The 15,949-nt window shown below is 74.4% G+C and carries 17 protein-coding genes; all 17 read right to left on the minus strand.

What is annotated here, in order from left to right:
* Positions 1-49: 49 nt before the first annotated feature.
* On the minus strand, positions 50-637 hold the full coding sequence (locus ACI79W_RS11965; RefSeq protein WP_456562305.1) for an adenine phosphoribosyltransferase: 588 nt from the start codon (positions 635-637) through the stop codon (positions 50-52).
* On the minus strand, positions 634-1,968 hold the full coding sequence (gene secF / locus ACI79W_RS11970; RefSeq protein ID WP_456562306.1) for a protein translocase subunit SecF: 1,335 nt from the start codon (positions 1,966-1,968) through the stop codon (positions 634-636). Before secF ends, ACI79W_RS11965 begins: the two co-directional genes overlap by 4 nt.
* Complete coding sequence (secD, locus tag ACI79W_RS11975; RefSeq protein ID WP_456562307.1) at positions 1,965-3,557, minus strand: protein translocase subunit SecD; 1,593 nt, start codon at positions 3,555-3,557, stop codon at positions 1,965-1,967. Before secD ends, secF begins: the two co-directional genes overlap by 4 nt.
* Before the next feature lie 14 nt (positions 3,558-3,571).
* Positions 3,572-3,883, minus strand: a complete 312-nt coding sequence (gene yajC / locus ACI79W_RS11980; RefSeq protein ID WP_456562308.1) for a preprotein translocase subunit YajC — start codon at positions 3,881-3,883, stop codon at positions 3,572-3,574.
* A gap of 148 nt (positions 3,884-4,031) precedes the next feature.
* Positions 4,032-5,153 carry a Holliday junction branch migration DNA helicase RuvB gene (gene ruvB, locus ACI79W_RS11985; RefSeq protein WP_456562309.1) on the minus strand — a complete coding sequence of 374 codons (1,122 nt, stop codon included), beginning with the start codon at positions 5,151-5,153 and terminating at the stop codon, positions 4,032-4,034.
* Positions 5,150-5,809 (minus strand): Holliday junction branch migration protein RuvA, encoded by a 660-nt coding sequence (ruvA, locus tag ACI79W_RS11990; protein ID WP_456562310.1) that lies wholly within the window; start codon positions 5,807-5,809, stop codon positions 5,150-5,152. Before ruvA ends, ruvB begins: the two co-directional genes overlap by 4 nt.
* Entirely contained in the window at positions 5,785-6,354 is a 570-nt protein-coding gene (ruvC, locus tag ACI79W_RS11995; protein ID WP_456562311.1) for a crossover junction endodeoxyribonuclease RuvC, read from the minus strand. The genes ruvA and ruvC overlap by 25 nt, the downstream gene beginning before the upstream one ends.
* Positions 6,355-6,505: 151 nt before the next feature.
* Positions 6,506-7,267 carry a YebC/PmpR family DNA-binding transcriptional regulator gene (locus ACI79W_RS12000; RefSeq protein WP_456562312.1) on the minus strand — a complete coding sequence of 254 codons (762 nt, stop codon included), beginning with the start codon at positions 7,265-7,267 and terminating at the stop codon, positions 6,506-6,508.
* Positions 7,264-7,905 (minus strand): pyridoxal 5'-phosphate synthase glutaminase subunit PdxT, encoded by a 642-nt coding sequence (gene pdxT, locus ACI79W_RS12005; RefSeq protein WP_456562313.1) that lies wholly within the window; start codon positions 7,903-7,905, stop codon positions 7,264-7,266. Before pdxT ends, ACI79W_RS12000 begins: the two co-directional genes overlap by 4 nt.
* A 23-nt stretch (positions 7,906-7,928) precedes the next feature.
* Positions 7,929-9,026 (minus strand): heparan-alpha-glucosaminide N-acetyltransferase domain-containing protein, encoded by a 1,098-nt coding sequence (locus ACI79W_RS12010; protein ID WP_456562314.1) that lies wholly within the window; start codon positions 9,024-9,026, stop codon positions 7,929-7,931.
* Positions 9,023-9,931: a pyridoxal 5'-phosphate synthase lyase subunit PdxS gene (gene pdxS, locus ACI79W_RS12015; RefSeq protein WP_456562315.1), complete on the minus strand. Its 909-nt coding sequence runs from the start codon at positions 9,929-9,931 to the stop codon at positions 9,023-9,025. Before pdxS ends, ACI79W_RS12010 begins: the two co-directional genes overlap by 4 nt.
* Before the next feature lie 50 nt (positions 9,932-9,981).
* Entirely contained in the window at positions 9,982-10,533 is a 552-nt protein-coding gene (locus ACI79W_RS12020) for a hypothetical protein (RefSeq protein ID WP_456562316.1), read from the minus strand.
* A gap of 11 nt (positions 10,534-10,544) precedes the next feature.
* Positions 10,545-11,759, minus strand: coding sequence for a glycosyltransferase family 4 protein (locus ACI79W_RS12025; protein WP_456562317.1), 1,215 nt, complete (start codon positions 11,757-11,759; stop codon positions 10,545-10,547).
* On the minus strand, positions 11,759-12,697 hold the full coding sequence (locus ACI79W_RS12030; protein WP_456562318.1) for a phosphatidylinositol mannoside acyltransferase: 939 nt from the start codon (positions 12,695-12,697) through the stop codon (positions 11,759-11,761). The genes ACI79W_RS12025 and ACI79W_RS12030 overlap by 1 nt, the downstream gene beginning before the upstream one ends.
* Positions 12,694-13,302, minus strand: coding sequence for a phosphatidylinositol phosphate synthase (pgsA, locus tag ACI79W_RS12035; RefSeq protein WP_456562319.1), 609 nt, complete (start codon positions 13,300-13,302; stop codon positions 12,694-12,696). Before pgsA ends, ACI79W_RS12030 begins: the two co-directional genes overlap by 4 nt.
* A 9-nt stretch (positions 13,303-13,311) precedes the next feature.
* Positions 13,312-13,890, minus strand: a complete 579-nt coding sequence (locus tag ACI79W_RS12040) for an HIT family protein (RefSeq protein WP_456562320.1) — start codon at positions 13,888-13,890, stop codon at positions 13,312-13,314.
* Positions 13,887-15,932: a threonine--tRNA ligase gene (thrS, locus tag ACI79W_RS12045; RefSeq protein WP_456562321.1), complete on the minus strand. Its 2,046-nt coding sequence runs from the start codon at positions 15,930-15,932 to the stop codon at positions 13,887-13,889. The genes ACI79W_RS12040 and thrS overlap by 4 nt, the downstream gene beginning before the upstream one ends.
* Positions 15,933-15,949 lie beyond the last annotated feature (17 nt).

Here is a 15,949-nt window from a genome sequence, read left to right on the forward strand (position 1 = left end):
GCGGGACCGCGCCCGTCGCCGCCGGGCTCGCGTCCGGGACCTCCCTCGGTCAGGTGGTCCAGAGCGCGTGCACGGTGTGCGGCGCCAGCAGCTGGCGGCCACCGAGAGCGGCCAGCTCCACGACGACCGAGATCCCGGCCACGACGCCGCCGAGCCGCTCCACCAGCGCGACGGCCGCACCGAGCGTGCCCCCGGTGGCGAGCACGTCGTCCACGAGCAGCACCCGCTGACCGGGGACGACCGAGTCCGCGTGCAGCTCCAGCGTCGCGGTGCCGTACTCCAGGGTGTACTCCGCGGAGACCCGCTCGCGCGGCAGCTTGCCCGCCTTGCGGACCGGCACCACGCCGACCCCGGCGTCGAGCGCGACGGCCGCGGCGAGCAGGAAGCCGCGGGCCTCCACCCCGGCGACGACGTCGAACGGTCGCTCCCCGGGCTGCGGACGGGCCAGCGCGGCCGTCCGCGGGTCCGACGCCCCCGGGGTGGCCAGCCCGTCCACCACCCGGCGGAAGGCGGCCCCGTCGGCGAAGACCGGCGTGAGGTCCCGGAAGACGATCCCGGGCTCGGGGTGGTCGGGGACGTCGACGGTCAGCGAGGCGATGAGCTGGTCGAGCGGCAGCTCGGCGGGCGCCGCGCTCACCGGCGCCGCTTGCCCGACGGCCGGCCGGCGCCCGGACGCTGCGGGCGGGCACCCGGCCGCGGTGCGGCGGTGGCCCCCCGCGGCCCGTCCGGGCGCACCGACGCGGGTGACTCCACGACGACGTCCGCGGGCACGCTGCGGGGCAGGTCGGCCACGCCGACCGCGCCGGCCGGGCGGCGCCGGCGGGCGCTCGCGACCGGGCCGGCCGGCGCGACGGCACTCCCCGTGCGGGCGGCCGAGGAGCGCCGGGCCAGCACGCGCCGGCGCAGCGCCTGCACCTCGGGTTCCCGCTCCTTGAGGTCGGCGACGATCGGTGTCGCGAGCACGATCGAGGAGTAGGTGCCGGCGGCCAGGCCCACGAAGAGCACCAGGGCGAGGTCCTTGAGGGTGCCGACGCCGAGCAGCCCGGCTCCGACGAAGAGCAGGCCCGCGACCGGGAGCAGCGCGATGACCGAGGTGTTGATCGACCGCATGAGCGTCTGGTTGACGGCGAGGTTGGCCGCCTCCCCCCAGGTCATGCGGGCGCTGCGCTCGAGGTCCCGGGTGTTCTCGTCGACCTTGTCGAACACCACGACCGTGTCGTAGAGCGAGAAGCCGAGGATGGTCAGGAAGCCGATCACCGTCGAGGGCGTCACCTCGAACCCGATCAGGGAGTACACGCCCGCGGTGATCACGATGTCGTGGACGAGCGCCGCCATGGCGCCGACCGCCATCTTGGGCTGGAAGCGCACGGCCAGGAAGAGCACCACCGCGACGAGGAACACCGCCAGCGCGACGAGCGCCTGGTCGGTGATGTCCTGGCCCCACTCGGCGCTGACCGCCTGGGGGCTGACCTCGGCGGGAGAGATGCCGACGGTCTCGGCCAGCTCCTCCACCACGGCTCGCTCGGTCTCGTTGTCCAGCTGCGCGGTGCGGATGAGCAGGGTGTCGCCGCCGACGACCTGCGCCGTCGCCACCTCGGCGCCGGCGTCCTCGGCCGCCGTCCGGGCCTCCTGCAGCTGCTCCTGGGTACCGGGCAGCCGGAAGCTGTTCCCGCCGGCGAAGTCGATCCCGAAGTTGAAGCCCCGGAACACCATGGAGGCGATGCACAGCAGCACCACGACCGCGGTGATCTTGTAGATCAGCCGGCTCCGGCCGACGACGTCCAGGCCCGCCTCGCCGTTGTACAGCCGGTGCGCCAGCCCCGCGCGGCCGGCCCGTGGCGCCGGCGGGGCGGCGACGTCGTCGCCGGCCGGGTCCTGGGGCAGGCCCGCGTCCGCGAGCGCCTCCTCGCCGGTGTCCACCGGCTCCTGCGCGGGCGTCGGCTCCGCCGGGTCCGTCGGGCGGGTCATGGGGTGCTCCTGTCCTGGGTACCGCCTGCGGCGGCGCCGACGAGTTCTCCGGCGGGCGCCTCCGGGCCGGGCCGGCGGGTGTGCTCCACCCGGCCCAGCCCGGAGAAGCGGTTCCGGCCGAAGCCCTTGAACCGCGACAGCACGGCCATGAGCGGGTGGGTGAAGAGGAAGACGACCACGAGGTCCAGCACGGTGGACATGCCGAGGGTGAAGGCGAAGCCCTTCACGTCCCCGATCGCCAGCAGGTAGAGGATCGCCGCGGCCAGGAAGCTCACCGCGTCCGCGGACAGGATCGTGCGCCGCGCGCGGACCCACGCCCGCGGGACAGCGGAGCGCAACGACCGTCCCTCCCGGATCTCGTCCTTGAGCCGCTCGAAGTAGACGACGAACGAGTCGGCGGTGATGCCGATCGAGACGATGAACCCGGCGATGCCGGCGAGGCTCAGGGTGAACCCGATCTCACGGCCCAGCAGGATCAGGCACGCGTAGACCACCACCGCCGAGAGGGCGAGGCTGGCGATCATCACCAGGCCGAGCAGCCGGTAGTACAGCAACGCGTAGACGAACACCAGCGCGATCCCGATGGCGCCGGCGATCAGCCCGGCCTCGAGCTGCTCCTCGCCGAGCTCCGTGGAGATCGACTGCGCCGTCGCCTGGGTGAAGGTCAGCGGGAGGGCGCCGTAGCGCAGCTGGTTGGCCAGCTCCGTGGCCGACTCCTGGTTGAACTGGCCGGTGATCGTCGTCGGGTTGGTCGTGATCGCGCTGTTGACGGTCGGCGCCGAGATGACCCGGCCGTCCAGCGTGAAGGCGACCGGCGAGCCGACGTTGGCGGTGGTGTACGCCGCCCACGTGGCGAGGCCGTCGGACTGGAAGTCCAGCAGCACGACCCACTCACCGGTGCCGGGCTCGGTGCCCGGGTTGGCGTCGTCGATCTCGGTGCCCTCGATGATCGTGGGGCCGAGGAGGTACTTGGCGCTGCCGTCCTCGCTGCAGGCGGCCACGAAGTCCTGGGGCCGGGTGACCTCGCCGGTGACGTTGTCCGCCTCGCAGGTGAGGGTGGCGAACTCGGCCGCCGCCTCCTCCTCGGTGACGGCGGGGGCGTCCGGGTCGGGCAGGGTCGGGTCCTCGACGGCGCCGTCGCCGACCTCGGGCTCCGCGCCCTCCTCGGTGCCGGTCCCCTCCTCGGCGGCGGGGTCTCCCTCGGCCGGGACGGCCGGGGCCGGGCCCTGGACGACCGGGCGGAAGCGCAGCTGCGCGGTGGCGCCGAGCTCGCGGGCCTGCTCGCCGTCGTCCCCGGGGACGGAGATGACGATGTTGCTGTCGCCCTCGGTGACCACCTCGGCCTCGGCGACACCGAGCCCGTTGACCCGCTGCTCGATGATTTGGCGGGCCAGCTCCAGGTCCTCCTGCGCCGGCGCCTGGCCGTCGGGGGTCCGGGCGGTGAGGGTGACCGTGGTGCCGCCGCGCAGGTCGAGGCCGAGCTGCGGGGTGCGGGTGTCGCCGGTGAAGAACACCAGCCCGTAGAGCAGGGCGACGATCAGCGTGAACGCGGCGAAGTAGCGCCCCGCCGGGAGCGTGCGGTTGGCCACGGAGCTCCCCCGGGTCAGACGGTGCCGTCGGCCGGGCGCGCGCTGTCCCCGTCGGACGGCGCGGCGCCGGCCGGGCGGCGCACCTCGAGGATCGCCTGCCGGGCGAAGGTGACGACGACACCGGGCGCGACCTCGAGGTCCAGCGTCGTGTCCCCCAGCGCCGCCACCGTTCCGTGCATGCCGCTGGTGGTCATGACCGGGGTGCCGATCGTGAGAGAGGCCTGCAGAGCGGCGTGCTGCTCCTGCATGCGCTTGCGCTGCCGCGCGGGCAGCACGAACAGCACGACGGCCAGCAGGGCCAGCATGATCAGCGGGAAGTACTCCACGACAGGTGTGCCTCTCTTCCGCGACAGGTGCCTCGCGGTGGGTGCGGCCCGGGACGGGACCGCTCGGGTGCGACGGTTGCCGTGCGCGCGGCGACCAGGCGGGACGCGCACGGCCCGGCCTGCGAGTTGCGCGCCAGCGTCCGGGAGTCTAGGCGTCGAACAGGGTCTCTGACGACGACCCCGGTACCTGTGGTTCTGCTGTGACCCGCCCGAGGGGGACGCCGCCCCGCGGCACCGGCCTGCCCAGGTGCTCCCAGGCGGCCTCGGTGGCGACGCGGCCGCGCGGGGTGCGGGCCAGCAGCCCGGCGCGCACGAGGAACGGCTCGCACACCTCCTCGACGGTGTGCGGCTCCTCCCCCACGGCCACCGCCAGGGTGGCGACGCCGACGGGCCCCCCGCCGAACTTGCCCACCAGCGCCTCGAGGACGGCGCGGTCGAGGCGGTCGAGCCCGAGGTGGTCGACGTCGTAGAGGGCCAGCGCGGCCTCCGCGACCTGGCGGGTGACGCGGCCGTCGGCCTCCACCTCGGCGTAGTCCCGCACCCGGCGCAGCAGCCGGTTGGCGATGCGCGGGGTGCCACGGGAGCGGCCGGCGATCTCCGCCGACCCCTCGTCGGTGAGCTCGACGCCGAGCAGCGCGGCGCTGCGGGCGAGCACCCGCTGGAGCTCGGCGGGCTCGTAGAACTCCATCTGGCCGACGAAGCCGAACCGGTCGCGGAGCGGGCCGGTCAGCAGCCCGGCGCGGGTGGTGGCCCCGACCAGGGTGAACGGGCTGATCTCCAAGGGGATCGCCGTCGCCCCCGGCCCCTTGCCGACGACGACGTCGACGCGGAAGTCCTCCATCGCCATGTAGAGCAGTTCCTCGGCGGGGCGCGCGATGCGGTGGATCTCGTCGATGAACAGGACGTCGCCGGGCGCCAGGTTCGACAGCATCGCCGCGAGGTCGCCGGAGCGCTCGATCGCCGGGCCGCTGGTGATCTTCACCGAGGTGCCGAGCTCGGAGCCGATGATCAGCGCGAGGCTCGTCTTCCCCAGGCCCGGCGGGCCGGACAGCAGCACGTGGTCGGGCGTGCGGCCCCGGCGCTTGGCCCCCTCGAGGACCAAGGCGAGCTGGCGGGCGACCTTCGGCTGGCCGATGAAGTCGTCGAGCGAGTGTGGGCGGAGCGCCGACTCGACGACCCGCTCCTCGTCGCCGGCCTGCGGTGACACCGTCCACTCCGGCGTCGGGTCGGCCAGCTCCCCGGTCAGCGACCGGTCGAACGGGGCGCTCACGACCTACCCAGCAGCTGGAGCGCCCGCCGGAGCAGCGCCGCGACCTCCACGGACCCGGTCGCGGCCATCTGCTCGTCCGCCACCGGCGCGAGCTGGCCGACCGCGCTCTCGGCCTCCTTGCCGCTCCACCCGAGGCCGACGAGCGCGCTGGTGAGCTGGTCGCGCCAGGGTGCCACCGGCGTCACCGACGGCAGCCCCGTGGGCGCGGGCGCGTCCAGGGAGGTGTCGGTGGAGGTGGAGCCCAGCCGGTCGCGCAGCTCGAGGATCAACCGCTCGGCGCCCTTCTTGCCGATGCCCGGCACCTGCATGAGCGCCTTGACGTCGGCCATCGACACCGCTCGGCGCACCTCCCGCGGCGGGTGGATGGCCAGCACCGCCTGGGCCAGGCGCGGGCCGACGCCGTTGGCGGTCTGCAGCAGCTCGAACAGCTGGCGCTCGTCGTCGTCGGCGAAGCCGTAGAGGGTCAGCGAGTCCTCGCGCACCACCAGGCTGGTGGCCAGCCGGGCGGCCTCCCCCACCTGCAGGCGGGCGATCGTGCCCGGGGTGCACTGCACCGCCAGGCCGATCCCGCCGACCTCGACGACGGCGCCGTCCGGCGAGACCGCGGCGACCCGGCCGCTCACGCTGGCGATCATCGCGCCGCCACCCCCGTCCACCGCGGCAGCGTGGTCCGGCGCACCGGCGCGCCGATGCCGCCGGCGAGCGCCGCGGTGCGCAGCCGCTGCTGGGCGGGGCCGCGCCAGGCGTGGCAGACCGCGAGCGCGAGGGCGTCGGCGGCATCGGCAGGCTTGGGGGCAGCGGCGAGCCCGAGGACCCGGGTGACCATGAGGGTGACCTGCTCCTTGTCCGCGCGGCCGTTGCCGGAGATGGCCGCCTTGACCTCGCTGGGCGTGTGCCACGCGACCGGCCGGTCGGCCTGGGCCGCGGCGAGCGCGGCGACCCCGGCCGCCTGCGCCGTCCCCGTGGCGGTGCCCTTGTTGTTCTGGGTGAACACCCGCTCGATGGCGACGACGTCGGGGCGGTGCTCGCGCAGCAGCGCCGTCACCGCGGTGTGCAGCTCCAGCAGCCGCAGCTCCAGGTCCAGCTCCGCCAGGGTGCGGACCACGCCGACGCCGACCGCCGTCGGCCGCGCCCCGGGGCGCCCGTCGACCACCCCCCACCCGCACCGGGTGAGGCCCGGGTCGATGCCGAGCACCCGCATGGTCACTCTCCCGTCAGCCGAACTGGTGTTCGACCGAGGTTAACCGGACCCCCCGACCGAACCCCGCCAACACGCCCGGCGACCCGAGGGACGACCCCGGTGCGGGGCCCCGCGGCGAGCGCAGCGAGTCGTGGGGGGCACCGGGGTCCTTTCAGGCGTCGGCGGTGACCTTCTCCATGACGTCGTCGGGCACGTCGTAGTTGGCGTAGACGTTCTGCACGTCGTCGAGGTCCTCGAGGGCGTCGATGAGCTTGAACACCTTGGTCGCCCCCTCCTCGTCCAGCTCCACCTGCACGCTGGGCTGGAAGCCGGCCTCGGCCGAGTCGTAGTCGATGCCCGCGTCCTGCAACGCGGTGCGCACCGCGATGAGGTCGCCCGGCTCGCACAGCACCTCGAAGCTGTCCCCGAGGTCGCGGACCTCCTCGGCACCGGCGTCGAGCACCGCCATCAGCACGCTGTCCTCGTCGACGTCTCCGGACCTGGGCACGACGACGACGCCCTTGCGGGAGAAGAGGTAGGACACCGAGCCGGGGTCGGCCATCGACCCGCCGTTGCGGGTCATGGCGGTGCGTACCTCCATGGCCGAGCGGTTCTTGTTGTCGGTGAGGCACTCGATGAGCACCGCGACGCCGCCGCTGGCGTAGCCCTCGTAGGTGATGCCCTGGTAGTCGACGCCACCGGCCTCGAGGCCGGCGCCCCGCTTGACGGCGCGGTCGATGTTGTCGTTGGGCACCGAGCTCTTCTTCGCCTTCTGGATGGCGTCGTAGAGCGTCGGGTTGCCGGCGGGGTCACCGCCGCCGGTGCGGGCCGCGACCTCGATGTTCTTGATCAGCTTGGCGAAGAGCTTGCCGCGCTTGGCGTCGATCCCGGCCTTCTTGTGCTTGGTCGTCGCCCACTTGGAGTGGCCGCTCACGGCTCTCCCCTCTCTGCGTCGGCCAGGTGACGGCGCACGATGTCGACGAACAGCGCGTGCACCCGGCGGTCCCCGGTCAGCTCGGGGTGGAAGCTGGTGGCCACCACGTCCCCCTGGCGGACCGCGACGATCCTACCGTCGGCCGGTCCGCCGACGACCCGGCCGAGCACCTGCACCCCCGGCCCGGCCTCCTCGACCCAGGGGGCGCGGATGAAGACGGCGTGCAGCGGCCCGCCGGTCAGCCCGTCGAGCTCGACCCGCGTCTCGAAGGAGTCGACCTGGCGGCCGAAGGCGTTGCGGCGGACGGTGACGTCCAGCCCGCCGAGGGTCTCCTGGCCCGGCGCGGCGTCCCGCAGCCGGTCGGCGAGCAGGATCATCCCGGCGCAGGAGCCGTACGCCGGCAGCCCGCCGCCGATCGCTGCACGCAGCGGGGCCAGGAGCCCGAACCGGCCGGCCAGCTTGGCCATGGTCGTGGACTCGCCGCCGGGCAGGACGATCCCGTCGATGCCGGCGAGCTCCTCGGGGCGGCGGACCGACCGCGCTTCGGCGCCCTCGGCGTGCAGCGCGGCGACGTGCTCGCGGACGTCGCCCTGGAGGGCCAGCACCCCGACGAGGGGGCGGGTGGGGCCGGTGGACACGGCCGCCCACGCTACGGCGTGGGTCAGAGGGCCGGTGCCGACGGGGCGAGGCCGGCGGCGCGGCTCGACGTCCAGGTGACCAGCGCCTCCAGCGGCCCGCGGCCGACCGTGCGCCGCCACGCCCAGGCACCGGCGAGCGCGGCGCCGGCGAACCACAGCCACAGGGCGGCGCCCTCCACGCGGCCCGGGGCGATCTCCATGAGCACCCGGATCGCCACGAGGTGGGCGGCGTAGACGGTGAGCGCCATCGCCCCCACGGCGGCCACCGGGGCGCTCGGCCGCGGCACCCGCTCGGCGACCACCAGGCACCCGACCACCACGAGGACGGCGAACCCGGTCGACCCGACGACCTCGAAGGTGGTCCCGCTGTGCGCCTCGGCGCCGGTCAGCCAGCGGACGTCGAAGACGTCCGGCACGGTGAAGCCGGTCTCGGGACCGGCCGAGGGCACGCCGGAGGCCAGCAGCCGCGTGCTCGCCCAGCCGGCGCCGTAGCCGACGACCGCGGCCACCGCGGCGGCCGCCGCCAGCCACAGGCGAACGGCGCCGGAGTCGAGATCCAGCCGGCCGATCGCGAGGCCGACCAGCACGAAGGCGATCCAGAGCAGCGCCGGGTAGTAGCCGGTGACCAGGAGCGAGGGCACCAGCGCCTGCGCCAGCCCGACCGTGGTGAGCACCTGCCCGGCGACGACGAGCAGCGGCGGGCCGACGACGGCGACGACCCCCGCGGTGACCAGCAGCCGGCGCACCGGCCAGCGCAGGAAAGGCAGCACGAGCACGAACAGCACCCCGTACACGCCCAGGATCACCGCGACGAAGGTGCCCAGCCCCTCGAGGACCAGCCCGAACAGGAAGACCCAGAGCGCGCGGACGGCGATCCGCACCCGCGCCCGCCGCAGCTCCGGCCCCTCGGCCGGCCGGTCGCGCCCCGAGAGGAGCGCGACCGAGATGCCGGCCAGGGTCGCGAAGAGGATCGACGAGCGGCCGTCGACCACCGCCGTCCAGGTGCGCGGGTCCGGGTGCAGCTCGCCCCCGACGCGCATGTGCGCGGCGAACATGCCGAGCACGGCGAGCCCGCGCGCGACGTCCAGCCCGCCGATGCGCCGCCGGACGTCCACGCTCACCAGCCGCGGGTGGCGTACCGCTCGCTCCCCGGGAGCGTCGCGACGTCGATCCCCACCATCGGCTCCCCCAGCCCGCGCGAGACCTTGGCGATCACGTCCGGGTCGTCGTGGAAGGTCGTCGCCTGGACGATGGCGGCCGCGCGCTGCGCCGGGTCACCGGACTTGAAGATGCCGGACCCGACGAAGACGCCCTCCGCACCGAGCTGCATCATCATCGCCGCGTCGGCGGGGGTGGCGATGCCGCCGGCGGTGAAGAGGACCACGGGCAGCTTTCCCGACCGCGCCACCTCGGCGACGAGGTCGTGCGGGGCCCGCAGTTCCTTCGCCGCGACGAAGAGCTCGCTCTCGTCCAGGGTCGCCAGCCGGCGGATGCCGGCACGCAGCGCCCGCATGTGGCGGGTCGCCTCGACGACGTTGCCGGTGCCCGCCTCACCCTTGGAGCGGATCATCGCCGCGCCCTCGGAGATGCGCCGCAGCGCCTCGCCGAGGTCGGTGGCGCCGCACACGAAGGGCACGGTGAACGCGCGCTTGTCGATGTGGTGGGCCTCGTCCGCGGGCGTGAGCACCTCGGACTCGTCGATGTAGTCGACGCCGAGGGACTGGAGCACCTGCGCCTCGACGAAGTGGCCGATGCGGGCCTTGGCCATCACGGGGATGGAGACCGCGTCGATGATGCCCTGCACCATGTCGGGGTCGCTCATCCGCGCGATCCCGCCCTGGGCGCGGATGTCGGCCGGCACCCGCTCCAGCGCCATGACGGCGACCGCGCCGGCGTCCTCGGCGATGCGTGCCTGCTCCGGGGTGACCACGTCCATGATGACGCCGCCCTTGAGCTGCTCGGCCATGCCGCGCTTGACGCGGTCGGTCCCGGTTCGGTCGTCCGCCCGGTCGAGGTGCCCTGCCACTGTCGTCCGCCTTCGCTAGCCCGGTTGAGTTGCGAGCAACCTTACGGCCGTCAGGACGCCCGGCGGCCGGCGACGTCGGCACCCGCGCCGACACCGCCCAGCCGGTCGTCGATGTCGAAGTAGCGCGGCAGCGGGCGCCCGCGGTGCAGCCCGGCCCAGCGGGAGGAGCGGCGGCCGCGCAGCTCCCGGGTGTCGCGGACGGCGTCGTTGTAGAAGCGGCGGGCCAGCGCGACCCTGGTCTGCGTGCCGGCCAGGTCGGTGCGCAGCGCGGCCGGGACGCCGGGCAGGTCCGGCGGCAGCTCCCGCAGCTCGTGGCCCAGTGCGTTCTCCGCCAGCTCGCGGTCGCCCGCGTCCCGGGCGGCGCGCGCCCCCGCGGCGGCGACGGCCAGCCGCGAGGAGGCGCCCACGCCGAGCGCCGCGGGGTGGTGGCGGGCCAGCTCCTCGGCCAGGGCGGCGCGGCGCTGCAGCTGGGCGTCCAGCGTGGCCCAGGCCCGGTCCACCCGTGCGGCCAGCCGCCGCAGCCGGGTGAGCGTCCACCCGGTCCAGACCACCAGGAGCAGGAGCACTCCGGCGGCGAGCAGCAACCAGGCCTCGGGCGTCACGGTCCCCGAGGCTAGCGGCGCGGCCGCCGGATGCGGGGAGGTCCGGACGCGGTGCCGGTCGGCGGGACCCCGGGGAATTCGTGCTCCGGCGCGGCGGTGACCACGCCACCACCGGGCGGGAGCACGGTCTCGTAGACGGCGAGGATGCGGCGGGCCAGCACCTGCCAGTCGTAACGGGCCGCGGCCCGGGAGCCGCGCGCGGCGAGCTCGGCGCGCCGGTCGGGGTCGGCGAGCAGGTCCGACAGGGCCTGCCCGAGGGCGGCGGGGTCGTCCCGGCGCACCACCACGCCCGCGGCGCCGTCGTCCAGCACCCGGACGAAGGCGTCCAGGTCGCTGGCAACGACGGGGGCCCCGGCGGCCATCGCCTCGATGAGGATGACGCCGAAGGACTCGCCGAGCAGGTTGGGTGCGCAGTACACGTCCACGCTGCGCAGCAGCGCCGCCTTGTCCGCCTCCGAGACCTCGCCCAGCAGCGTCACGTGCGGCCGGAGGTCATCGCCGACCATGGACCACAGCTGGTCGGCGTCACCGCGCCCGGCGATGAGCAGCCGGGTGCCCGGGTGCGCCCGGACGACGGTGCGCAGGGCCTGGAGCAGCACCGGCAGGCCCTTGCGGGGCTCGTCGAAGCGGCCCACGAACCCGATGGTCGGCGGGCCGCCGCTCCCCCGCCCGAATCCCGGCAGCGCCGGGCCCTGGGCGAAGAACGGCACATGCACCCCGTTGGGCAGGATGACCGCGTCTCCCCCGAGGTGCTCGACCTGCACGCGCCGGGCGAAGTCGGAGACGGCGATGCGGCCGCTGATCTTCTCCAGCCACGGCCGGGCCATGGGGCCGACGGCGGCCAGCCACTTGGAGCGCGTGGTCGCCGCGTGGAAGGTGGCCACGATCGGCCCGGTCGCGATCATGCACACCAGCAGGGACACCGACGGCGTGGCCGGCTCGTGCACGTGGACGACGTCGAAGCGGCCCTCGCGCAACCAGCGGCGCACCCGCGCGGCCGAGACCGGCCCGAACTGGAGGCTCGCCATCGACCCGTTGTAGGGCACGGGGACGGTGCGGCCGGCGAAGGTGATCCAGGGGTCGGTGACCGACTCCTCGTGCTGGGCGGGGGTCAGCACCTCGACGTGGTGGCCCATGCCGCGCAGCGTCCCGGCGAGGTCGCGCACGTGGTACTGGACGCCGCCGGGGACGTCCCACCGGTAGGGGCAGACCAGGCCGATGCGCATCAGGGCACCGCCTCCCCGCGGGGTGGGTCGGGCGGCACGTCGGGCCAGACGCGGCCCAGCATGTGCCAGTCCTCGGGTCGCTCGGCGATGCCGGCGGTGAACACGTCGGCGACCTGCTGCATCGCCGTCGACACCCGGTCCTTCAGCCGGCCGGGGCCCCGCACCGGCACCTCGGGGTGCACGCACATGCGCCACCCGCCGGGGGTGAACTGGCAGACCGCGGGGACGAGGGCGGCGCCGGTGCGCTCGGCGAGCAGCGCCGCACCGCCGGGCATGGTGGCCGGCCGGCCGAAGAAGGTCACCGGGACACCACCGGCGCCCAGGTTGCGGTCGACGAGCAGGCACGCCACACCGCCGTCGGCGAGCCACTCCCGCAGCACCTCCGAGCTGGGGCGCTCGCCACCGGTGAGCGGCACCACGCGGAAGCCCAGCGCCTCGCGGTAGTCGAGGAAGCGCCGGTACAGCGATTCCGGGCGAAGCCGCTCGGCGACGGTCATGAACGGCCCGTCCAGCCAGTCGGTGAACCAGGCGCCGGCGGCGTCCCAGTTCCCGCTGTGCGGCAGCGCGACGACCACCCCCCGCCCCTCGGCGCGGGCGCGGGCGATGTGCTCGATCCCGGGGACGTCGCTGCCGGCGCGGATGCGCTGCGCGGTCAGCGTCGGCAGCCGGAAGGCCTCCTGCCAGTAGCGGGAGTAGGAGCGCATCGCGCGGCGGGTGAGCTCGGCGAGTTCCGGTTCGGTCAGCCGGCCGCCGGTGACCACCCGCAGGTTGGCCCGCAGCTGCCGCACGCCCCTGCCGTCGCGGCCGGCGGCCCACGCCCCGGCCCGGTCGAACAGCACCCGGGCCGCCGGCTCCGGCAGCATGCGCACCGCCCGCCAGCCGGCCGCGTACCCCGCGTCCGAGAGGCGGCCGGTGAGCCGCTGCCGGACACCGTTCACGGGGTGATCCGCCGGCCGTCGGCGGCCCGCCTCACCGCCAGGACCCGCTGGGCCACCGTCACCGCGCTCCCGGCGAGCAGCACCCACAGCGCCACGTGGACCGCGTACGGGATGCCGAGGCCGGTGAAGCCGGTCCCGGTCAGCACGAGGATCAGCCGCTCGGTCCGCTCGACGACCCCCACGTCGCACGCCAGGCCCATCCCCTCGGCGCGCGCCTTGATGTAGGAGGTCAGCACGCCGAGCACGAGGCAGAGCAGGGCGAGCAGCACCAGCAGCCGGTTGTCGCCGCTCCCGGAGAACCACCACACCAGCGCACCGAAGATCGCGGCGTCGGCGGCGCGGTCACCGGTGGAGTCCAGGACCGCGCCGAACACCGACCCGCCGCCGCGCAGGCGGGCGAGCGCGCCGTCGAGCATGTCCAGCAGGACGAAGACCGTGACGGTGAAGGCGCCCCAGAAGAGGTGCCCGGTGGCGATGAGCCCCGCGGCCCCGGCGATGGCGCCGACGGTGCCGGTGATGGTGACCATGTCGGGTGTGACCCCGATCCGGGCCAGCCGCACCGCCAGCGGGTTGACCACCTTGGCCACCACGGGCCGGGCGTTCACGCCGAGCACTCAGGCCTCCGGCAGGGGTGCGTCGTGGTCGGCCCAGGCGTCGGCGAGCAACGCCCGGGTCTCCGCCAGCACCTGCGGCAGCACGCGGGTGAGCCCGACCACCGGCATGAAGTTGGTGTCACCGCCCCAGCGGGGCACGGCGTGCTGGTGCAGGTGGTCGGCGATGCCCGCCCCGGCCACCGCGCCCTGGTTCATGCCGATGTTGAACCCGTGGGCTCCGGTCACGGCGCGCACCACCCGCATCGCCGTCTGGGTGAACGCGCCGAGCTCTGCCACCTCCCCGGGCGTGAGGTCGGTGTAGTCCGGCACGTGCCGGTACGGCACGAGCATCAGGTGGCCCGCGTTGTACGGGTAGAGGTTGAGCACGGCGAAGACCGACGCGCCCCGCGCCACCACCAGCCCCTCCTCGTCGCCGAGCGTGGGGATGACACAGAACGGGCAGTCGTGGGCACCCGTGGGCTTGCCCTCCCCCCGGATGTAGGCCATCCGGTAGGGCGTCCACAGGTGCTCGAACACCGTCGCCGGGCCGCCGTCGTCCGAGGAGACCGGCACCCGGTAGGGGGCGTTGTCCTCGCTCATCCGGGGACCGCCGCGGTCTCCGCCGTCGGGTCGGTGTTGTTCCGGGTCGCGACCCAGGCGGCGATCCGCTCGACGGCGTCGTCGACCGCCACCCCGTTGTCCTGGCTGCCGTCGCGGAAGCGGAAGGAGACCGCGCCGGCGTCGGCATCGGTGGCGCCGGCGATGAGGACGAACGGGATCTTCTGCTTGCTCGCCGTCCGGATCTTCTTCTGCATGCGGTCGTCGGAGTCGTCGATCTCCACGCGGATGCCGCGGGCACGCAGCTTCAAGGCCACATCGGCCAGGTAGGGCACCTGCTCGTCGGTGACCGGTACGCCCACCACCTGCACGGGGGCCAGCCAGGCCGGGAAGGCGCCTGCGTAGTGCTCGGTGAGCACGCCGAAGAACCGCTCGATCGACCCGAACTTGGCCGAGTGGATCATGACCGGCTGCCGGCGGGAGCCGTCGGCGGTCGTGTACTCCAGGCCGAACCGGGCGGGCTGGTTGAAGTCGTACTGGATGGTCGACATCTGCCAGGTGCGGCCGATCGCATCCCGCGCCTGCACCGAGATCTTCGGGCCGTAGAAGGCGGCGCCACCCGGGTCGGGGACCAGTTCCAGGCCGGTCTCCCTGGCAGCGTCCTCGAGCACCCCCGTGGCGATCGCCCACTCCTCGTCGGAGCCGATGAACTTGGCCTGCTTCTCCGGGTCGTCCCCGCGGGTGGAGAGCTCCAGGTAGTAGTCGTCGAGACCGAAGTCGCGCAGCAGCCCCAGCACGAACGACAGCAGGTGCCGGATCTCCCCGGGCGCCTGCTCCGGGGTGACGTAGCTGTGCGAGTCGTCCTGGGTGAGCCCGCGGACGCGGGTCAGCCCGTGCACGACGCCCGACTTCTCGTACCGGTACACCGACCCGAACTCGAAGAAGCGCAGCGGCAGCTCGCGGTAGGACCGCCCGCGCGACCGGAAGATCAGGTTGTGCATCGGGCAGTTCATGGCCTTGAGGTAGTACTCCGCGTTCTCCAGCTCCATCGGCGGGAACATGGTGTCGGCGTAGTACGGCAGGTGCCCCGAGGTCTCGAACAGGTGCGCCTTGCTGATGTGCGGGGTGCCGACGTAGTCGAAGCCCTCCTCGATGTGCCGGCGGCGGACGTAGTCCTCCATCTCCCGCTTGACGACGCCGCCCTTGGGGTGGAAGACCACCAGGCCGGAGCCGATCTCGTCGGGGAAGCTGAACAGGTCGAGCTCGGCGCCGAGCCGCCGGTGGTCGCGCCGCTCGGCCTCGGCCAGGTGCTCCAGGTACGCCTTGTGCGCCTCCTTGCTCTCCCAGGCGGTGCCGTAGACGCGCTGCAGCTGCGGGTTCTTCTCGCTGCCCCGCCAGTAGGCGGCGGCGCTGCGGGTGAGGGAGAACGCCGGGATGCTCGAGGTGCGCGGCAGGTGCGGGCCGCGGCACAGGTCGGTCCAGACCCGCTCGCGCGAGCGCGGGTCGAGGTTGTCGTACATGGTCAGCTGGGCGCCGCCCACCTCGACGTCGGCGCCCTCGGCAGCCTCGCCGGCACCGCCCTTGAGCCCGATCAGCTCGAGCTTGTAGGGCTCGTGCGCCAGCTCGACCTCGGCGTCGGCGTCGCTGATCTCGCGGCGGGAGAAGTACTGGCCGGCCTTGACGATCTCCTGCATCCGCTTCTCCAGCGCCTGCAGGTCCTCCGGCGTGAACGGCCGCTCGGGGTCGAAGTCGTAGTAGAAACCGTTCTCGACCGGCGGGCCGATGCCCAGCCGGGTGCCGGGGAACAGGTCCTGCACGGCCTGCGCGAGCACGTGCGCCGTGGAGTGGCGGATCACCGCGCGACCGTCCGCGCTGGACGCCGCGACGGCCTCGACCTCCGCGTCGGCGTCCGGCGCCCAGGCGAGGTCCTTGAGGTCACCGGTCGCCACCTCGCGGACGACGACGGCGCCGTCGGGCCCCTTCACCGGTACCCCGGCCGACTTGAGCGCGTCCTGCGCCGTCGTCCCGGCCGGCACCCGGATCGGTCCGACGGCGGTGGGCGAGGGCTGGGTGGACACGAGCATGCTCCAGTGATCGAGGC

It is taken from the genome of Blastococcus sp. SYSU DS0533, from assembly GCF_054050775.1.

Coding starts and splice junctions, on each gene's coding strand:
- secF (WP_456562306.1), bottom strand. CDS start 1,968: ATGACCCGCCCGACGGACCCGGCGGAGCCGACGCCCGCGCAGGAGCCG.
- ruvC (WP_456562311.1), bottom strand. CDS start 6,354: ATGCGGGTGCTCGGCATCGACCCGGGCCTCACCCGGTGCGGGTGGGGG.
- ACI79W_RS12025 (WP_456562317.1), bottom strand. CDS start 11,759: ATGCGCATCGGCCTGGTCTGCCCCTACCGGTGGGACGTCCCCGGCGGC.
- ACI79W_RS12040 (WP_456562320.1), bottom strand. CDS start 13,890: ATGAGCGAGGACAACGCCCCCTACCGGGTGCCGGTCTCCTCGGACGAC.
- thrS (WP_456562321.1), bottom strand. CDS start 15,932: ATGCTCGTGTCCACCCAGCCCTCGCCCACCGCCGTCGGACCGATCCGG.